The 15,633-nt window shown below is 75.5% G+C and carries 14 protein-coding genes; 3 read left to right on the forward strand and 11 right to left on the reverse strand.

Annotated features, from left to right (window positions below; translation table 11 throughout):
• Nucleotides 1-35: 35 nt before the first annotated feature.
• A complete protein-coding gene (locus ACIGHB_RS06965) occupies nt 36-446 on the reverse strand; it encodes a rodlin (protein WP_399910153.1) in 411 nt (136 codons plus the stop codon).
• 219 nt (nt 447-665) lie between these two features.
• Between ACIGHB_RS06965 and ACIGHB_RS06970 the strand changes: the two genes are divergently transcribed.
• Together ACIGHB_RS06970 and ACIGHB_RS06975 are read left to right on the forward strand one after the other, a co-directional pair.
• Nucleotides 666-1,079: a rodlin gene (locus tag ACIGHB_RS06970; RefSeq protein WP_360310771.1), complete on the forward strand. Its 414-nt coding sequence runs from the start codon at nt 666-668 to the stop codon at nt 1,077-1,079.
• 172 nt (nt 1,080-1,251) lie between these two features.
• Complete coding sequence (locus ACIGHB_RS06975) at nt 1,252-1,485, forward strand: chaplin (RefSeq protein ID WP_360310769.1); 234 nt, start codon at nt 1,252-1,254, stop codon at nt 1,483-1,485.
• Between the two features lie 75 nt (nt 1,486-1,560).
• On the opposite strand, the gene ACIGHB_RS06980 is transcribed toward ACIGHB_RS06975, so the two are convergent.
• The gene (locus ACIGHB_RS06980; RefSeq protein ID WP_399910467.1) at nt 1,561-2,820 is read right to left on the reverse strand and encodes an FAD-dependent oxidoreductase; all 1,260 of its coding nucleotides are present in this window, start codon (nt 2,818-2,820) and stop codon (nt 1,561-1,563) included.
• A gap of 44 nt (nt 2,821-2,864) precedes the next feature.
• Nucleotides 2,865-4,172, reverse strand: a complete 1,308-nt coding sequence (locus ACIGHB_RS06985; protein WP_399910157.1) for an ATP-grasp domain-containing protein — start codon at nt 4,170-4,172, stop codon at nt 2,865-2,867.
• A gap of 201 nt (nt 4,173-4,373) precedes the next feature.
• Here ACIGHB_RS06985 and ACIGHB_RS06990 point away from each other — a divergent pair, with 201 nt between their 5' ends.
• Nucleotides 4,374-6,026, forward strand: coding sequence for a glycoside hydrolase family 26 protein (locus ACIGHB_RS06990; RefSeq protein ID WP_399910160.1), 1,653 nt, complete (start codon nt 4,374-4,376; stop codon nt 6,024-6,026).
• A 3-nt stretch (nt 6,027-6,029) separates the two neighbouring features.
• Here the strand turns inward: ACIGHB_RS06990 and ACIGHB_RS06995 are convergent, their stop codons facing one another.
• The 8 genes from ACIGHB_RS06995 to ACIGHB_RS07030 form a co-directional block, all read right to left on the reverse strand.
• Nucleotides 6,030-7,166, reverse strand: a complete 1,137-nt coding sequence (locus ACIGHB_RS06995; RefSeq protein ID WP_399910163.1) for a GNAT family N-acetyltransferase — start codon at nt 7,164-7,166, stop codon at nt 6,030-6,032.
• Nucleotides 7,163-7,840, reverse strand: coding sequence for a lipopolysaccharide biosynthesis protein (locus ACIGHB_RS07000; protein ID WP_399910166.1), 678 nt, complete (start codon nt 7,838-7,840; stop codon nt 7,163-7,165). Before ACIGHB_RS07000 ends, ACIGHB_RS06995 begins: the two co-directional genes overlap by 4 nt.
• 59 nt (nt 7,841-7,899) lie before the next feature.
• Entirely contained in the window at nt 7,900-9,057 is a 1,158-nt protein-coding gene (locus ACIGHB_RS07005) for a glycosyltransferase (RefSeq protein WP_399910169.1), read from the reverse strand.
• Nucleotides 9,054-9,857 carry a polysaccharide deacetylase family protein gene (locus tag ACIGHB_RS07010; RefSeq protein ID WP_360310759.1) on the reverse strand — a complete coding sequence of 268 codons (804 nt, stop codon included), beginning with the start codon at nt 9,855-9,857 and terminating at the stop codon, nt 9,054-9,056. Before ACIGHB_RS07010 ends, ACIGHB_RS07005 begins: the two co-directional genes overlap by 4 nt.
• Nucleotides 9,754-11,574, reverse strand: coding sequence for a lipid II flippase MurJ (locus tag ACIGHB_RS07015; RefSeq protein ID WP_399910172.1), 1,821 nt, complete (start codon nt 11,572-11,574; stop codon nt 9,754-9,756). Before ACIGHB_RS07015 ends, ACIGHB_RS07010 begins: the two co-directional genes overlap by 104 nt.
• 130 nt (nt 11,575-11,704) lie before the next feature.
• A complete protein-coding gene (locus tag ACIGHB_RS07020; protein WP_399910175.1) occupies nt 11,705-13,045 on the reverse strand; it encodes an O-antigen ligase family protein in 1,341 nt (446 codons plus the stop codon).
• A 2-nt stretch (nt 13,046-13,047) separates the two neighbouring features.
• The gene (locus ACIGHB_RS07025) at nt 13,048-14,502 is read right to left on the reverse strand and encodes a sugar transferase (RefSeq protein ID WP_360310756.1); all 1,455 of its coding nucleotides are present in this window, start codon (nt 14,500-14,502) and stop codon (nt 13,048-13,050) included.
• Nucleotides 14,499-15,632 carry a glycosyltransferase gene (locus tag ACIGHB_RS07030; RefSeq protein ID WP_399910178.1) on the reverse strand — a complete coding sequence of 378 codons (1,134 nt, stop codon included), beginning with the start codon at nt 15,630-15,632 and terminating at the stop codon, nt 14,499-14,501. Before ACIGHB_RS07030 ends, ACIGHB_RS07025 begins: the two co-directional genes overlap by 4 nt.
• Between the last annotated feature and the right edge of the window lies 1 nt (nt 15,633).

Raw genomic sequence — 15,633 nt, forward strand, 5'->3', positions numbered from 1 at the left:
CCTCGACGCGCGGACATCGCCGCGGAGGCGGAACGTCAGCCGTTGGCCACGCCGTTGCCCGAGAGGATCGGGATGTCCTCCAGCAGGTGCGACAGCGGCTCGTCGCCCTTGGCCTGGGTCGAGTTCTCGACGCACTGCTGGTTCTGCGGGGAGGACAGGACGTTGACGTCCTGGACCGAGATCGGGATCAGACCCGCGATCGATCCGGCGTTCAGCTTCGCCGGCAGGCCCACGCACGGCTTGTTCAGGGAGCCCTGGACGAGCGCGAACTGCGGGCTCATGTGCCCGTGCGTGGCGGAGTTGCCGTACGACTGGTGGGCGAAGTTGCCGCTCGCCGAGGTGGTGCCGCCGTCGTCGGCGATGGCGAGGGCGGGGGTGGCCGCGGCGGCGGATGCGCCGACGATCGAAGCGGCGGCGGCCGCGGTGGCCATGACCTTCTTGATCACGGGAGTTCCCTTCTAGAACCGGCTCCGTGCAGGGAGCCCCCTGATCAACTCGCGCCGGAGCGGCGGGTTCCGCCCTGTCACCCCGTTGGCGGAGCGCACACGGCAGCGCTCGCGGCGGTCCCCAGTCGATCGGGTGAAGCGACGCAACCTCCCTCCGTACCCGCAGGTTGATCCGGTCGCATCAATCAGGTCGATTGGTGGGAACAGAACGGATTCACCGTGATCAAGAAGATGATGACGGCCGCGGCCGTCACCGCTTCGGCCGTGGGCGTCGCCGCCGCGGCCGCCGCCCCCGCGATGGCCATCGCCAACGACGGCGGCACGACCTCCCTCTCCGGGAACGGCGCCCACCAGGCGTTCGGCAACTCCAAGACCGCCGGTGACATGAGCCCGCAGTTCTCCGCCGTCCAGGGCTCGCTGAACAAGCTCTGCCTGGGTGCCCCGGTCAAGGGCAACGTCGGCTCGGTCGTCGGCGTCATCGCCGCGGTCGCCGTCCAGGACGTCAACGTCCTGTCCTCCCCGCAGAACCAGCAGTGCGCGGAGAACTCGACCCAGGCCAAGGGCGACGAGGCGCTGTCGCACATCCTCAGCGACATCCCGGTCCTCTCCGGGAACGGCATCGGCAACGGCTGATCCGCGGCGCGCCGCAGGGCCGGAGGAATTCCTTCCTCCGGCCCTGTGTCGTGCGCGCAACGGAGTGAATGCCGGAGCGGGAGCCGCATCCCCGGTTTCCTCCGAGGGACCTTGTCGTTGTCCCTGTGTGCAGCGGAGGCCGATCTTCCGCCGCGGAAAGGAACCAGACGAAATGAAGTGCAAGAAGGCTGCTGCCGTCATTGCCGGAGTCATCATGGCCATGGGCGCGGCCACGCCCGCCTTCGCCGACGCCGACGCGCACGGTGCCGCCATCGGTTCGCCGGGTGTCCTCTCGGGCAACGTCGTCCAGATCCCGATCCACGTGCCGATCAACGTGTGCGGCAACAGCGTCAACGTCATCGGCGCGCTGAACCCGGCCGCCGGCAACGTCTGCGTCAACGCCTGACCCAGGCCGCCGCGTTCGCGGACGGGCACGGACCGGCCCCGGGGAGAGCATCCGCTCCCCGGGGCCGGTCCGCGTCTACGCCCCCACCGGCGCCGGCCGGCCGCCGCTGCGGGGCCGGCCCACCGCGCCGCCCCGCCCGCCGGCCCGGAGCCGCAGCCGGACCCCCCGCACCAGCCGGCCCGCCGTGTAGCCCGCGCCGAACACGAACCGCATCGCGGGACCGTACGAGGGGGCGGTGAGCAGCCCCGCGAGGAAGAGGCCCGGCCAGGAGGACTCGAAGAGGGCGCCGGTCACCGGGGCCCCGATCGGCCCGGACGTCCGCAGCGCGGACCGCAGCGCCGGGTCCAGGACGCCGGCCCGGTCGAGGGACGGGACGAAGCCGGTGGCCGCGACGACGTGGTCGGTCTCCAGGACGCCGGCCCCGCCGGGCCCCTCGACGTCGAGCCGGACGCGGTCGTCGCCGGTGACCTCCGCCGCGGTGATCCGGTGGCCGAGGCGCACGTCCGTGACGGCCCCGAACCGCTCGCGCAGCCACCAGGCGCCGGCCGGTCCGAGCGCCGAGTCGAAGAGCCGCGCCCGGGTGGCGGAGGGCAGGCGACGGAAGACGCCCGGGGTGTCGGCGTACAGCTTGTTCCGCCAGCCGCAGCCGAGTCCCGTGTGCGGGGCGCGCAGGGTGGGCCACGGGCCGCGGTCGAGGGCGGGCGGCAGGGTGTTCCAGTTCAGCCGGTCCGCGCGGGCGACGATCCGGACGGCGACGGCCCCCGCCTCGGCGAGGAGCGCGGCGGTCTCCAGGGCGGCCTGCCCGGCGCCGACGACGGTGACGTCCCGCCCGGCGAAGCCGCCGAGCTCGCCGTGGTGGCTGGAGTGGGTGGCGTACCGGCGGGGGAGGTGCCGGAGCGGGCCGGGGACCTCCAGGAAGGGGAGCACGCCGACGGCGAGGGCGACCGTGCGGGCCCGCAGAGGCGCGCCGTCCTCGGCGGTGAGGAGGAAGCCCTCCGGCGCGGGCGCCACCGAGGTGATCAGCCGCTCGTCGACGGCGGGGACGGCCTGCCGGGCGAACCAGTCGCCGTAGCCGGCGAAGAAGGACACCGGCAGCGGCACGCCGTGCTCGGCGCGCACGCCCTGGCCGGCCGCGTAGGCGTCGAGCCCGTACGCGCCGGCGGGGTCGGAGAGGTGCGAGGCCCAGGGCTCGGACTTGAGGTACATCCCGGACGGCATGGCGTGCCAGGACTCCATGGGGCGGCCGAAGGTCACCGGATCGAGCCCGTGGGCCGCCGCGTGCGCGGCCACCGAGAGCCCGTACGGACCGGCCCCGACGACCACCAGGTCGTGCACCGGATTCGCCTTCGCCATCGCGTTCGCCATCGTGTCTTCCGTCTTCATCGCTGGGTGAGCTGGGTGGAGGAGCCGCGGCCCGAGGGGCCGGGCAGGGTGGCCGGATGCCGGGGCCGGCCGGCCGCGAGCCGCCGCCGGACCGCCGCGAGCGCCCTGCGCAGCAGATGGGCGGCCCAGGCGCGGCCCATGGCGAGCGCGGGCGCCGGGTCGTCGGCGGCGAACCAGGCCCGCTCGGCGGGCTGCCGGCCGGTGCCGGGCCCGGGGGCGTGCCGGCGGCGCGGGGAGGTGAGCAGGGAGAGCGCCGCGTAGTTCTCCACCACGAACCGGCGGCCGTACGCGGGGGAGTGCGGCGGCACCGGCCGGCCGGTGAGGTCCAGGTGCAGGGCCCGCACCACGTCGAGCCCGGCGTGGTCGGCGAAGAGCCGGAACTGGGCGCCGGGGCGCGGGTTGAAGTCGAGCAGGTGGTACGCGCCGGTGGTCCGGTCGAGCCGGAAGTCGAGGTCGCACACGCCCCGGTAGCCGAGCGCGTCGAGCAGCGCGCGGGCGATCCGGTCCACCTCCGGGTTGGGGGCCCAGCGTCCGACGGCGGTGAGCCCGGCACCGTCCGGCCAGGAGCGCTCCTTGCGGCCGGTGGCCCCGGCGGCGCAGCCCCCGGCGGAGTCCGCGTACCCGTGGAAGAACCAGTCCAGGCCCCGGCCGGGCGGCAGCAGCTCCTGGAGCAGCAGCCGGCTGCCCGCCTGAGGGGTGCGGTCGTACAGCTCCCGCACCTCGGCGAGGGACCGGAGGATGGTGGTACTGCGCAGCCCGGAGCCGGCCGGCAGCAGCCAGGGGCGGCTCCATTTGGCGACCACCGGAAGTCCGAGCGCCCACGCCATGGCGGCCGCCTCGTCCGCGCCGGAGGGGAGCGCGGTACGGGGGTGGGGCAGGCCGAGGCCGGCGCAGGTCGCGGCGAGCGCCGCCTTGTCCGCGACCTTCAGCAGCTGCTCCTCGGTCTGCTCGGGCAGCAGGATCCTGCCCGCGAGGCCGTCGCGGCGGCGGGCCAGCGCGAGGGCGCTGATGTCGTCCAGCGGCACGGCCAGTACGGGATCTGACGGCGCCTCGGTGATCTCCCCGGCCACCCGGAGCAGCAGCGCGGCCAGTTCGGTGGAGGCCGCCGAGGCGGGCCGGGGCCGGGCCGAGCGTACGTACCGCGAGCGGGCGACCGGACTGCCGGCCGCCTCGACGACCGCGTGGACGGGGATCCCGGCCCGGCCGAGGGAGCGGGCCGCGCCCAGGGTTCCGTGATGGAAGGGGTTCCGGTCGAGCCGCACGAGGACTGCGGGTACGCGGGTGTCGAAAGGCGGCACGGGCATTGCACCTTCATCTCGGGTGCCCCAACTGGGCGATGAAATCCTCTAATGGACTACGGAGCGGAGGAAAGCGGCGTTCACGGTCGGCTCATTAGGAATACTTTCGGAACATCGGAATGGCTGATCGTCAAGTGGCATACGTGTGAAGGAGTGGCCGTGGATCCTGTCGGAGGAACAGCGAGAAAACGAAGGAGATGGCTGGGGGTGATCACCGCGGGCCTCCTCGTCTCGGGTTCGGTCGTGCTGTCGGCACCCGCCCACGCCGCCGCATCCCTAACGACGGAGGACCCCGGTCCGACTCTCCCCGTCTCCACCGCCATGGGGGCCTTCCTCGATTCCGGTTCGGTCGGGGTCGCCCGGATCGGCCAGCTGGAGCGGTGGCTCGGCGGCCGCGAGCTCCGCGTCGGCCACACCTACCTGCCCGGCGACCTCTGGTCCAACATCGAGGGCCCGCCCGGCTTCCTCGACGCCTGGGCCGACTGGCGCAACGCCAAGCGGGACCGGCTCTTCGTCCTCAACGTCCCCATGCTGGAACGGAACGAGGCCGGGGTCTCCGACCCCGAGGTCCGCCGCCAGCTCCAGCTCGGCGCCGCCGGCTACTACGACCACCACTTCCGCACGCTCGCCCGCCGCCTCGTCGAGGCCGGGGCCCTGGACACGGTCCTCGTCCTCGGCTGGGAGATGAACGGCACGACGTACACCCACCGCTGCGGTCCCGATCCGACCGCCTGGAAGAAGTACTGGAACCGGATCGTCACGACCATGCGGTCCGTGCCCGGCCAGCGGTTCCGCTTCGACTTCAACCCGAGCCGGGGCCGGGACGCGGTGCCGTGGACCGAGTGCTACCCGGGCGACGACGTCGTCGACATCATCGGCATGGACTCGTACGACCAGCCGCCCGGCTCCGATTTCGACCGGCACGTGAACGAGCCGTACGGGCTCCAGAAACAAGTCGATTTCGCCGCCGAGCACGGAAAGCAGATCTCCTACCCCGAATGGGGGCTCTTCCGGAACGGCGACAACCCGACGTACATGCGGCGGATGCTGGAATGGATCCGCGACCACAAACCGCTGTACCACACGATCACGGACTACTGCCCGCACGGCGTCTGGCAGTGCGACAGCAATCCGCAGTCGTCCCGGGTGTTCCGGGAAATGCTGTACGGGGTGGAGCCTTCGGTGCCGGTGGATCCGGTTGACCCGGTGGATCCCGTCGATCCGGTGGACCCGGTGGATCCGGTCGATCCCGTTGACCCGGTGGACCCGGTGGACCCGGTGGACCCGGTGGATCCCGTGGATCCCGTTGACCCGGTGGATCCGGTCGACCCGGTCGACCCGGTTGACCCGGTGGACCCGGTGGATCCCGTCGACCCGGTTGACCCCGTTGACCCGGTTGACCCCGTCGATCCGGTGGATCCGGTTGACCCGGTCGATCCGACCAAGCCGGAGCCGAAGCCGGAACCCAAGCCCGAGCCCAAGCCGGAACCGAAGCCCGAGCCGAAGCCGGAACCCAAGCCCGAGCCCAAGCCCGAGCCCAAGCCGGAACCCGTGCCTGTGCCCGTGCCCGAGCCTGTCCCCGTTCCCACCCCCGTCCCCGTTCCCACCCCCGTCCCCACCCCCGTTCCCACCCCCGAGCCCAAGCCCGCGCCCGACCCCGACTGCTGGAAGGTCGAGCTCGGGGAGTGGGTGGAGAGCTGGATCGGCGGGCCGGTGTGCGTGGCGAAGCCCGGAACGGCGGACGTCGGCGCGGTGGACCTCGACCCGGCGGACCTCGAGTCGGCGGACGCCGACTGGAAGGACGACCTGAGCGAGGCCCTGAACTGGAAGGAGGCGCTGAACGGCGTCTGGCCCTTCTGACGGTCAGCCGCCGGGCGCGCGGCCGGGCAGGCGGGCGAGGAGCCGGCCGGCCCAGGCCCGCTCCCGCGCCTGCCGGGCCGCCCAGCGCCGCGCGTCGGCCGCGCCGGCGTGGAGCCAGAGCAGCGGGGCCGTACCGCGACCGGTGAGCAGCAGCCGCCGGTTGCGGACCGGCTCGGGGCGCCAGTGCTGCTTGTACGGTTCGCTGCCGCGCAGCATGCTCAGCGTGGCCCGGCCGCCCGCGCTGGTCTCGCGGGCCCCGTGCCGCAGCAGCATCGCGGCGACGTCGACCTTGCGCTCCCGGAGCACCGGGTCGGCGCCGTACAGATAGCCGCCGGCGAGGCGCGGGGACATCAGGGTGAGATCGGCGGCGACGACGTCGCCGCCGAGCCGGAACTCGGTGACCATCGCGTCGCCGCGCTCGACCATCGGCCGGACCGCGCGGGCCAGGTGCTGGGCGAACCGCTCGCTGGTGTGCTCGGCGGTGACCCCGCGCCCCCGCCACTGGAGCTGGTGGAGCGTCAGCAGCCGGTCGAGGGCGGCCGGCACGTCGGGCGCGGTGACCACGTGCGCGTCGATGCCGAGGGCGTCGAGCTTGCGCAGCTTGGCCCGGACCCGCTGGGCCTTCCCGGAGGGGATCCGTTCGAGCAGCCCCTCCATGGGGACGGCGGGCAGCTCCAGGCAGAGCGAGTCGGGGAGCCGGCGGCGCGGTCCGCGCCAGTGCGCGAAGACCCGCTCGGCGGCGGCGCCGGGCCGCACCTCCCGCAGGTCCACGACCGCGCCCCGGGCCGTCCGGGCGACCGCTCCGGCCAGCGCCTCCGCCGCGTCGGGCCGCTCGTCGTCGAGGAGGACGTCGGTGAAGTCGGTGATGGCGCCGCCGAGCTGGGTCAGCACCGGCAGCGGCCCGCGCGCCCGCATCAGGGGCGCCGCCGCCACGAGCGCGCCGGCCCCGTCCCGTACGAGCACCACCCGCAGGGCGCCGGGACGCCCGTACGAGACCCACCAGGAGTGCAGCCAGGAGTGCGACTGGAAGGGGGTCGCCGAGGAGCAGCGCCCGTACAGGGCGGTCCACTCGGCCGCCAGCCGCCCGAAGGCGTCCGTGTCCCGGCAGAGCTCGGTCCGCAGCGTTCTCGGCGAGGTCACACCGCCTCCGGTTCCGGCTGGTGGGCGGCGGGCGCGGGCACGGCGGCCCCGCCGGGCGCGGCGGCCGGGCGGGAGTGGCGGCCCTCGGCGCGTCCGGCGGCCCGCTTCGGCCGGACGAGGAGCGCGAGCCCGCCGAGGAGCCCGCCGGCACAGGCGCCGACCAGCGCGGAGAGCGGCGCGGACGGCGACACGGGGGCGGCCGGCTTGGTCGCGCGGGAGAACTGGACGACCTTGACGCCGGTGCTGGCGGCGACGTGCGAGGAGTTGACGACCAGCGAGCGGGCCACCCCGTCGGCGATGGACACCGCGCGCGAGGGCTTCGTGGCGCGGGCGGTGACGGCGATCATCGGCGCGTCGGGGGAGGTCTCCGCCCGCACGCTGTCCCGGAGGGTGGCGGCGGTGACGCCCGCCCACACCTGGGCGTCGCCGGTCACCGCGATGTCGGTGGCGACCTTCCCGTACGCCTGGGCGAAGCCGAGTGCCGCCGCCGGGTCGGACTTCTCGCCGGGGACGACGATGACGTAGCTGGTGGCCGCGTACTCGGGGGTCTTCAGGACCCCGTAGCCGCCGCCGAGCGCGGCCCCGGCGACCACGGCGGCGGGCAGCACCGCCCAGCGGCCGGGGGAGCGCAGTCGGGCGGGCAGTCGGACGGCGCGGGGTGGGGTGGTGGTCATGACGGGCTCTCTCGCTTCACGGGACGCCGACGGGGACGCCGGAGGGACGGGGCAGGGGTTCAGGGGGTGCGCGCGGGGGCGCGGCGGCCGTGGACGGCCTGGTCGTACAGGGTCATCAGCCGGTCGGCGCTGCGCGCGATGTCGTAGCGGCGGGCGGCGGCCGGCGCGGGCAGGCGTACGGGGCGCGGCCCCTGCGTGGCCCGCAGCTCGCGCAGGGCGCCGATCAGTTCGGGCACCGACTCGCCGACGCGCCGGGCGCCCGGCGCCGCGTCGGCCGGCAGGTCCTCGATCGCCGGGCACGCCACGTACAGCACGGGCAGTCCGGCGGCGAGCGCCTCGACGACGGCGAGGCCGAAGGTCTCGTCCGGCGAGGTGGAGACGAAGACGTCCATCGCGGCGAGGAGTTCGGGGAGCATCGGACCCGCGGGGCCGTCGAGGGGCGGGTCCTCGACGGCGCCGAAGAAGAGGACGCGGCCGGCGGCGCCGCACTCGCGGGCCACCGCCTTCAGCTCCTCCCGCCGCTCCCCGTCGCCGACCAGCAGCAGCCGGGCCTCCGGCACCGAGGCCACGGCCCGGATCAGCCGGTCGAACCGCTTGCCCGGCGCCAGCCGCCCCACGCCGCCGACCACGAACGCGTCCTCGGGGATGCCGAGGACGCCCCGGGTGAGGCGGCGGGCGCGCGGCGCGAAGGCGAAGCGGCCGGTCTCGATGCCGTTCGGCACGACCTCGATCCGTTCCGGCGCCACCCCCCAGTCGGCGAGCCGGCGGGCCACGCTCGCCGACACGGCGACCGTCGAGGTGCCGAGCCGCTCCGAGGCCAGGTAGAGGGCGCGGGTGCCCGCCGACAGCGGGCGGCCCTCGATCTGGGTGGTGCCCAGGGAGTGCTCGGTGGCGATGACCCGGCGGACGCCGCCGAGCCGGGCGGCGAGCCGGCCGTAGACGCACGCCCGGTAGAGATGGGTGTGGACGAGGTCGTAGCCGCCGTCGCGGACCAGCCGGGCCAGCCGGGGCAGCGCCCCGAGGTCCCGGTTCCCGGTCATGCCGAGGTGGGTGACCGGGGTGCCGTCGGCCTCGATGCCGGCCGCGACCGGGCCCGGGTTGGTGAGCGTCACCACCCGCCCCTGGACGGGCAGGTGGCGCAGGAGCAGGCGCAGCTGCTGCTCGGCGCCGCCGATGCCCAGGCCGGTGATGACGTGCAGCACCTTGAGGCCGCTCATCCCAGCACCGCCGCGGCCGGGTTCGCCTGTGCGGGGATCAGCTCGGCGGGGTGGCGGCGGCGCAGCGGGTGCAGGGCCCGCTTCGCGGTGAGCCGCCACGCGGTGTCGTCCTCCCCGATGTGGACCCGGGGCAGGGCGAACGCACTGGTCAGCGCGCCGGGATCGATGCCGCAGGCGTAGCCGTACCCGGCCTTGCGCACGGCCCGGACCACCCGCGGGTCGACCGCCCCGTACGGGTAGCAGAAGCCGTCGACGGGGCCGCCGGTGATCTCCTCCAGGAGGGTCCGGGAGTGCCGGGTCTCGTCGGCGAGGGTGGCGTCGTCGGCCTCCGTCAGCCGTCGGTGGGTCAGGCCGTGCGAGCCGATCTCCATGCCGGCGGCGGCGATCCGCTCGATGCCCTCCTCGCCGAGCAGCCGCTTGCGCGGGCCTCGGTTGTCCCAGTCGTTGGTGCCGCCGAGCCGGCCCGGCAGGACGTACACGGTGGCGGTGAAGCCGTGCCGGCGCAGCAGCGGCAGCGCGGAGTCGAGGAAGTCGGCGTAGCCGTCGTCGAAGGTGAGGCCGACGAGCCCCTTCGCCCGTCCCTCCGCGGTGGCCGCGAGCAGCTCCCGCACCGAGACCCCGCGCAGCCCCCGGTCGCCCAGCCAGTGGAGCTGCCGGGCGAAGCGCACGGGGGAGACGGTCACCCGGTACGGATCGTCAGCGGTGTCCGTGATCGAGTGGTACATCGCCACCCACAGGGGCGGCTTCGCCCACAGGGGTGGCTTCGGCAGCAGACGGCGCAGCGCGGTGGGGGCGGGCATGGGCGGTCCTTCGGCGTCGGAGGGAGCGGTGGGGGAGCGGAGGGATCTGCGGCGCCTTGGCGGCGCAGGCGATGAAGAGCAGGAAGACGGCGGCGACGACCAGGCAGGTCACGGCGAGCGCGAGCGCGGCCGGGCGGATCGCCAGGGAGCAGAGCCAGCCCGCGCCGACCGCCCAGGCGGCGGCGGTGGCGAGCCGCAGCAGGCCCTCGCCGAGCCGGTCCGCGCGCACCGGAACGGTCTGCCGGTGGGCGCCGCGCAGCAGCAGGACGGCGGTCAGGGTGATGCCGAGCGCGTTGGCGGCGGCGATGCCGACGGCGCCCCAGGCGCGGGCGCCCGGCACCCCGGCGACGGCGGTGGCGGCGAGCCCGGCGGCCATCGCGGCGGCCGGGTACCAGAGGGGGCGGGCGGCGGAGAAGTAGCAGCGGACGAGGGCGCCGACCATGGTCTGGCCGAGCAGCCCGAGCGCGTAGACGCGCATCACGGCGGCGGTGGCGACCGTGTCCGTACGGTCGAACTCACCCCGCTGGAACAGCAGTTCGACGATCTGAGGGGCGGCGGCGATCACCACGGAAGCGCCCGTCAGGACCACCACCGCCGCCAGCAGCAGATCCCGCTCGACCCGCCGCCGCGCCCCCTCCGGATCACCCGCGGCCAGCGCCCGCGCGACCACGGGGAAGCTGACCGTGCACAGCATCAGCGACAGGATCATCGGCATCTGCGCGATCTTCTGCGCGTAGTTCAGGTGCGAGATCGCCCCGGACGGCAGCGGCGCGGCCAGGAACCGCTCGATCAGCGTCTGCGACTGGCGGATCAGCGAGAAGGCGACCACCGGCGCGATCAGCCCCAGCACGATCAGCCGCCCGTCCCCGGCCGCCCCCGGAGCGAGCGCCTCGGGCTCCCGCGACGGCACCGGCCGCGCCCGCAGCTCCCTCAGCAGCGCCGGCGCCTGCACCAGCACCATCAGCACCCCGCCGACCGCGACCCCCGCCGCCGCCGACCGCACCCCCCACGGCTCGCGCAGCAGCACCATCGTGCCGATGATGCCGACGTTGTACGCCACGTAGATCGCGGCCGGCGGCAGGAAGACGTGGTGCGCCCGCAGCGCCGCCGAGCAGTAGCCGACCAGCGCGAAGGTCAGCACACAGGTCGACGTCAGCCGGGTGCAGTCCACCGCGAGCCCCGGGTCGGACAGCCCCGGCGCGAGGACCCCGACGACCGCCGGGGCCGCCACGATCAGCGCGGCGGCGACGAGCCCCACCCCGAGCACCAGCCGCGGCAGCGTTCCCCGCACCAGCTCCCGCACCGGATCCCCGAACAGCGACCCCGAACGGCGGGCGAGCGCCCGCGAGAACGCCGGCACCAGGATCAGCGCCATCGCGTCCTCGATGAGCAGCGTCGACGCGAACTCCGGCACCGTCCACGCCACCAGGAACGCGTCCGTCTCCGCGCCCGCCCCGAAGTACCCGGCGAGGATCTGGTCCCGGACGAGCCCGAGCACCGCCCCGACCGCCGTGAGCGCCGCCGTCACCGCCGCCGCCCTGGCCAGGAACCCGCGCCCCTGACCGCCCGGTGCCGGCGCCTTCACCCGCGCGTGCGCCCGCCGCCCCGCCCGCGGAGCCGCAGGCCGGGCCGTCAGCGTGCCGCCCGCTCCCGCACCGGCCCCCGGCAGCACGGCGGCCCCCGGGCCGCACGGGGAGTCCGTGGCGCCCGGGGGCATGGGGGACCAGGGGTCGGTCAGCGGTTCGCGACGCGGCGGACACGGCGGACACGGCGGTACGGCGCCGGGACCGCCGGGCCCCGGGGGCGCGACGGACGCGTCCGTGGGATCCGGCGGACCGGCCCACGGGTCACGCACCGCGCACCTCCACCGCGCCCTCCGGGCCGGGCGCCAGCGCCCACCAGGCCGCGAGGCCGAACACCACCGACATCAGCACCGTCGACGGGCCGCCGATGTCCGCGTAGAAGAAGTCGATCAGCTGCCAGGCGAGCAGCCCGCTCGCCACCAGCGCGCAGTCCGCGCCCGACCGGCGCCGCCGCAGCGCCCCCACCAGCAGCGCCAGCCAGCTGCCCGCCAGCGCGAGCAGCCCGATCAGACCCTGCTCGCTGAGGACCAGCAGGTACATGTTGTGCGGGGACAGCAGCGGCTGCTTCCGGAAACCCGCGCCCGCGCCGGCCGTGTCGCTGCCGGAGGAGAGCGCCACCGAGGCGTGCGAGTCCCGGTACTGCGGGAAACCCTTCAGCCCCACCCCGGTCAGCGGCTCCGCGCTCCACATCCGCCCCGCCGCCGCCCACATCGTGTACCGGTCCGTCACCGACTGGTCCGGCGCCGCCGTCACCCGCGTGATGCTGGCCACCCGCTCCTTCACCATCGAGGAACCGATCCCCAGACCGCCGACGAGCACCACCGCGAGCGCCCCCACCGCCAGCGTCACCCGCACCGCCCGCCGCACCCCGCCGAGCAGCAGCTGGATCCCGCAGGCCAGCACGGTCGCGATCCACGCGCCCCGGCTGAACGACAGCACCAGCGGCACCACCAGCAGACCCGCGCAGACCAGCGCCGCCGTCCGCGTCCGCCCGGCCGGGGAGCCCAGCGCGATCCCGGTGACGATCACCAGGCCGTACGCCACCACCGTCGCCATGCCCATCACGTCGGTCGCCCCGAAGGTGCCCACCGCCCGGATGTCCTCGCCCTGGTACGAGGCACCCGTCCCCGTCAGGTACTGCGTCACGCCCACCGCGCCCTGGAGCAGCGCCAGCGCCACCAGGCCCCACGCCACCACCGCGAAGTCCCGCCGGTCCCGGATCATCAGCAGCACCGCCGCCGGGACCAGCACGAAGACCTGCACGTACCGGGCCACCCCCGGCAGGCTCGACGCCGGGTCGTTCGAGGTGACCGCCGCCAGACAGACCCCCAGCACCGGCAGCCCCAGCACCACCGCGGCCGTCCGGGTCAGCGGCCGGTGGCCCCCGCGCAGGACCCGCACCAGGCAGATCAGCACCAGCAGCCCGGAGGCCGCGTCGGCGACCGTGCCGGTCCCGCCCGTCCCGCCCTGCGCCCCGCCGCCGCCCGGCACCAGGAGCAGCGCGATCACCGCGAGGACCGGGGAGAGCACCCCGGCCCGGCGCGCCCACTCCCGGGCGTCCGGCGCCCCCGCGAGGACCGGCACCGTCGTCACGGCCGTGGCCATCCTCAGCTCCCCGTCGGTCGGACGAGACCGGCCGCGGTGCGGACCAGGATGCAGACGTCCTGCCAGAGCGACCAGTGGTCGATGTAGTGGTTGTCGAAGCGGCAGCGGTCCTCGATCGAGGTGTCCCCGCGCAGACCGTTCACCTGCGCCAGACCGGTGAGCCCGACCGGCATCCGGTGGCGCGCCGCGTACCCCGCGTGGATCTTGCTGAACTGGGCGACGAAGTAAGGGCGTTCGGGACGCGGACCGACCAGGCTCATATCGCCGCGGAGCACGTTCCACAGCTGCGGCAGCTCGTCCAGCGACGACTTCCGCAGGAAACCGCCTGCCGCGCTCATCCGCCGGTCCCCGGCCACGTTCCACCGGGTCGCGGACTCCGTCTCGTCGGACGGCCGCAGCGTACGGAACTTCAGCAGCGTGAAGTGGCGCCCGTGCTGGCCCACCCGCTCCTGCCGGAACAGCACCCCCGGCCCGTCCGAGAGCCGCACCGCCAGCGCGCACACCGCGAGCACCGGCAGCGCCAGCGCCAGCGCAGGACCGGCGAGCGCGATGTCCAGCGCCCGCTTGGCCCACGCCCCGCGCCGCTCGGTCAGCGGGACCAGCCGGCGGCGGGCGTACCCCCACACGTGCTCGCCCATCGGCCCCTCGTACCGCTCCCCGCCGACCCGCCAGGTCACACAGCCGTAGTGCTGGAAGAGCGTCACCAGCTCCGGCTCGTCGCCCAGGAACACCGCCTCGCGGACCGTGTTCTGGATGACCGCCCGGCGGATCTCCTCCGCCGTCGTCAGCAGCGGGAGCCCCGGCTCCACCGGCCGCTGCTCCCCGACCGTCCCGTCCGGCACCCCCACCACGCCGACCGGCCGCATCCCGTACTCGGGGTGCTGGAGCGCCGCCGCCGCGAACCGGCGCGCCGCCGCCGGCGGGCCGACGACCAGCGCGGACCGCGGCCGCTCGCGGGCGATCCGCCGCCCGCGCGCCAGCAGCACCGCCCGCAGCACGGCCGCCACCCCGACGTGCACGGCGTACGCCCCGCACAGCCGCAGCGGTCCGATCGCGAGCTCGTGCGACCAGGCGGCGGACGCCGCCGCGGCCACGCACCACACCACCCCGGCCCGGGAGGCCAGCGCGGGCAGCTCGTCGAGCAGCCGGACGTGCGCCGCCGGGCGGTACAGACCGCCGCGCCCGTCCAGGACGAGCAGCAGCGCGAGGACCGGCAGCAGCAGCCGCGGATCCTGATGGGCGGGGCCCAGCAGCGCGGCGCCGGCGAACACGGCCAGGCAGTCGACGGCCCGCAGCACCGTCGCACCGGGAACCGGCTCCGCCGCCGTCCGGAGGCGCGGCAGCGCCAGCCGGCCGGACAGCCCCCGCCGGGGGGCGAGCACGGCGGGCCCGAACGCCGGGCCGGCGACCGGCCAGGGGCCGGGTGAGGAAGGAACGCTGGTACTTTCCGTGGTCACTGCGCAATCGGCTCTCTGTGTTCGGTGCCCCGCACTCCGGCCAGCTCGCGGTAGATCTCCGCGACGGCCGCGCCGGTGCGCCGCACATCGAAACTGCTGAGGACGTGCTCGTGGGCCTCTCGGCCCAGGCGGTGCCGCAACTCCGGCCGGCCGAGGAGGCGGCCGAGAGCGGCGGCGAGGGCGGCCGGGTCCTCGGACGGGACCAGACACGGGTCTTCATGACCGGGCGGCAGGCTCTCGCGGGCCCCGTCGACGTCGGTGACGACGACCGGCCGGCCCGCCGCCATCGCCTCAAGGGGAGCCAGCGCCATGCCCTCCCAGCGGGACGGCAGCACGACGACGTCCGCCGCCCGGTACCAGGGCACGGTGTCGCCGACGGCACCGGTGAACCGCACCGAGGGGCCGGCGGCGGCCCGCAGCCGCTCACCGTCCGGCCCGTCGCCGACCAGCACCAGACGCGCGTCCGGCACCTCGGCGAGGACGGCGGGCCAGGCGGCGAGCAGCACGTCCTGGCCCTTCTGCCGGCAGAGCCGGCCGACGCAGACCACGGTCGGCGCCGGGTTCCCGGCGGGCCCGTCGGTCGCGAACCGCGCCACGTCCACCCCGTTGTGCACCACCGACCAGGCCGCCTCGACCCCGGCGGCCTCGCCGGTACGCCGCTCCGCCCCGCTGACACACAGGATCCGGTCGGTCCAGCGGGCCCCGAACCGCTCCCAGCGGCGGGCCAGTTCGGCGGTGGTGCCGGTGACGGCCTCGAAGGACCAGGCGTGCGGCTGGTACACGGTCGGGATCCGGCCCCGCACGGCGAGCCGGGCGCACAGCCCCGCCTTCGCCGAGTGGGCGTGGACGAGCCCGGGCCGCACGGCCCGGACCACCCGCGCCAGGTCACGGGTCTCCCGGAGCAGCGCGGGGCCGGGGTCGCGGCCGGCCCGCCAGTCGTGGACCTCGGCGCCCTCGGCGCGCAGTTCCGCGGCGAGGGCGGTACCGGGCGGACAGGCGGTCACGGGACGCAGCCCGGCGGCGCGCTGGGCGCGCACCAGGTCGACGACGACCCGGGCGACCCCGCCGTCGCCGGGCTGGACCGCGTGCAGGACGGTGACGGACCCCGGGTCCGCCTCGACAGTGCCCACG

The organism is Streptomyces sp. NPDC085460, from assembly GCF_044541975.1.
Classification (GTDB): domain Bacteria; phylum Actinomycetota; class Actinomycetes; order Streptomycetales; family Streptomycetaceae; genus Streptomyces.

Coding starts and splice junctions, on each gene's coding strand:
- ACIGHB_RS06975 (WP_360310769.1), top strand. CDS start 1,252: ATGAAGTGCAAGAAGGCTGCTGCCGTCATTGCCGGAGTCATCATGGCC.
- ACIGHB_RS06985 (WP_399910157.1), bottom strand. CDS start 4,172: ATGCCCGTGCCGCCTTTCGACACCCGCGTACCCGCAGTCCTCGTGCGG.
- ACIGHB_RS07000 (WP_399910166.1), bottom strand. CDS start 7,840: ATGACCACCACCCCACCCCGCGCCGTCCGACTGCCCGCCCGACTGCGC.
- ACIGHB_RS07005 (WP_399910169.1), bottom strand. CDS start 9,057: ATGAGCGGCCTCAAGGTGCTGCACGTCATCACCGGCCTGGGCATCGGC.
- ACIGHB_RS07010 (WP_360310759.1), bottom strand. CDS start 9,857: ATGCCCGCCCCCACCGCGCTGCGCCGTCTGCTGCCGAAGCCACCCCTG.
- ACIGHB_RS07015 (WP_399910172.1), bottom strand. CDS start 11,574: ATGCCCCCGGGCGCCACGGACTCCCCGTGCGGCCCGGGGGCCGCCGTG.
- ACIGHB_RS07020 (WP_399910175.1), bottom strand. CDS start 13,045: ATGGCCACGGCCGTGACGACGGTGCCGGTCCTCGCGGGGGCGCCGGAC.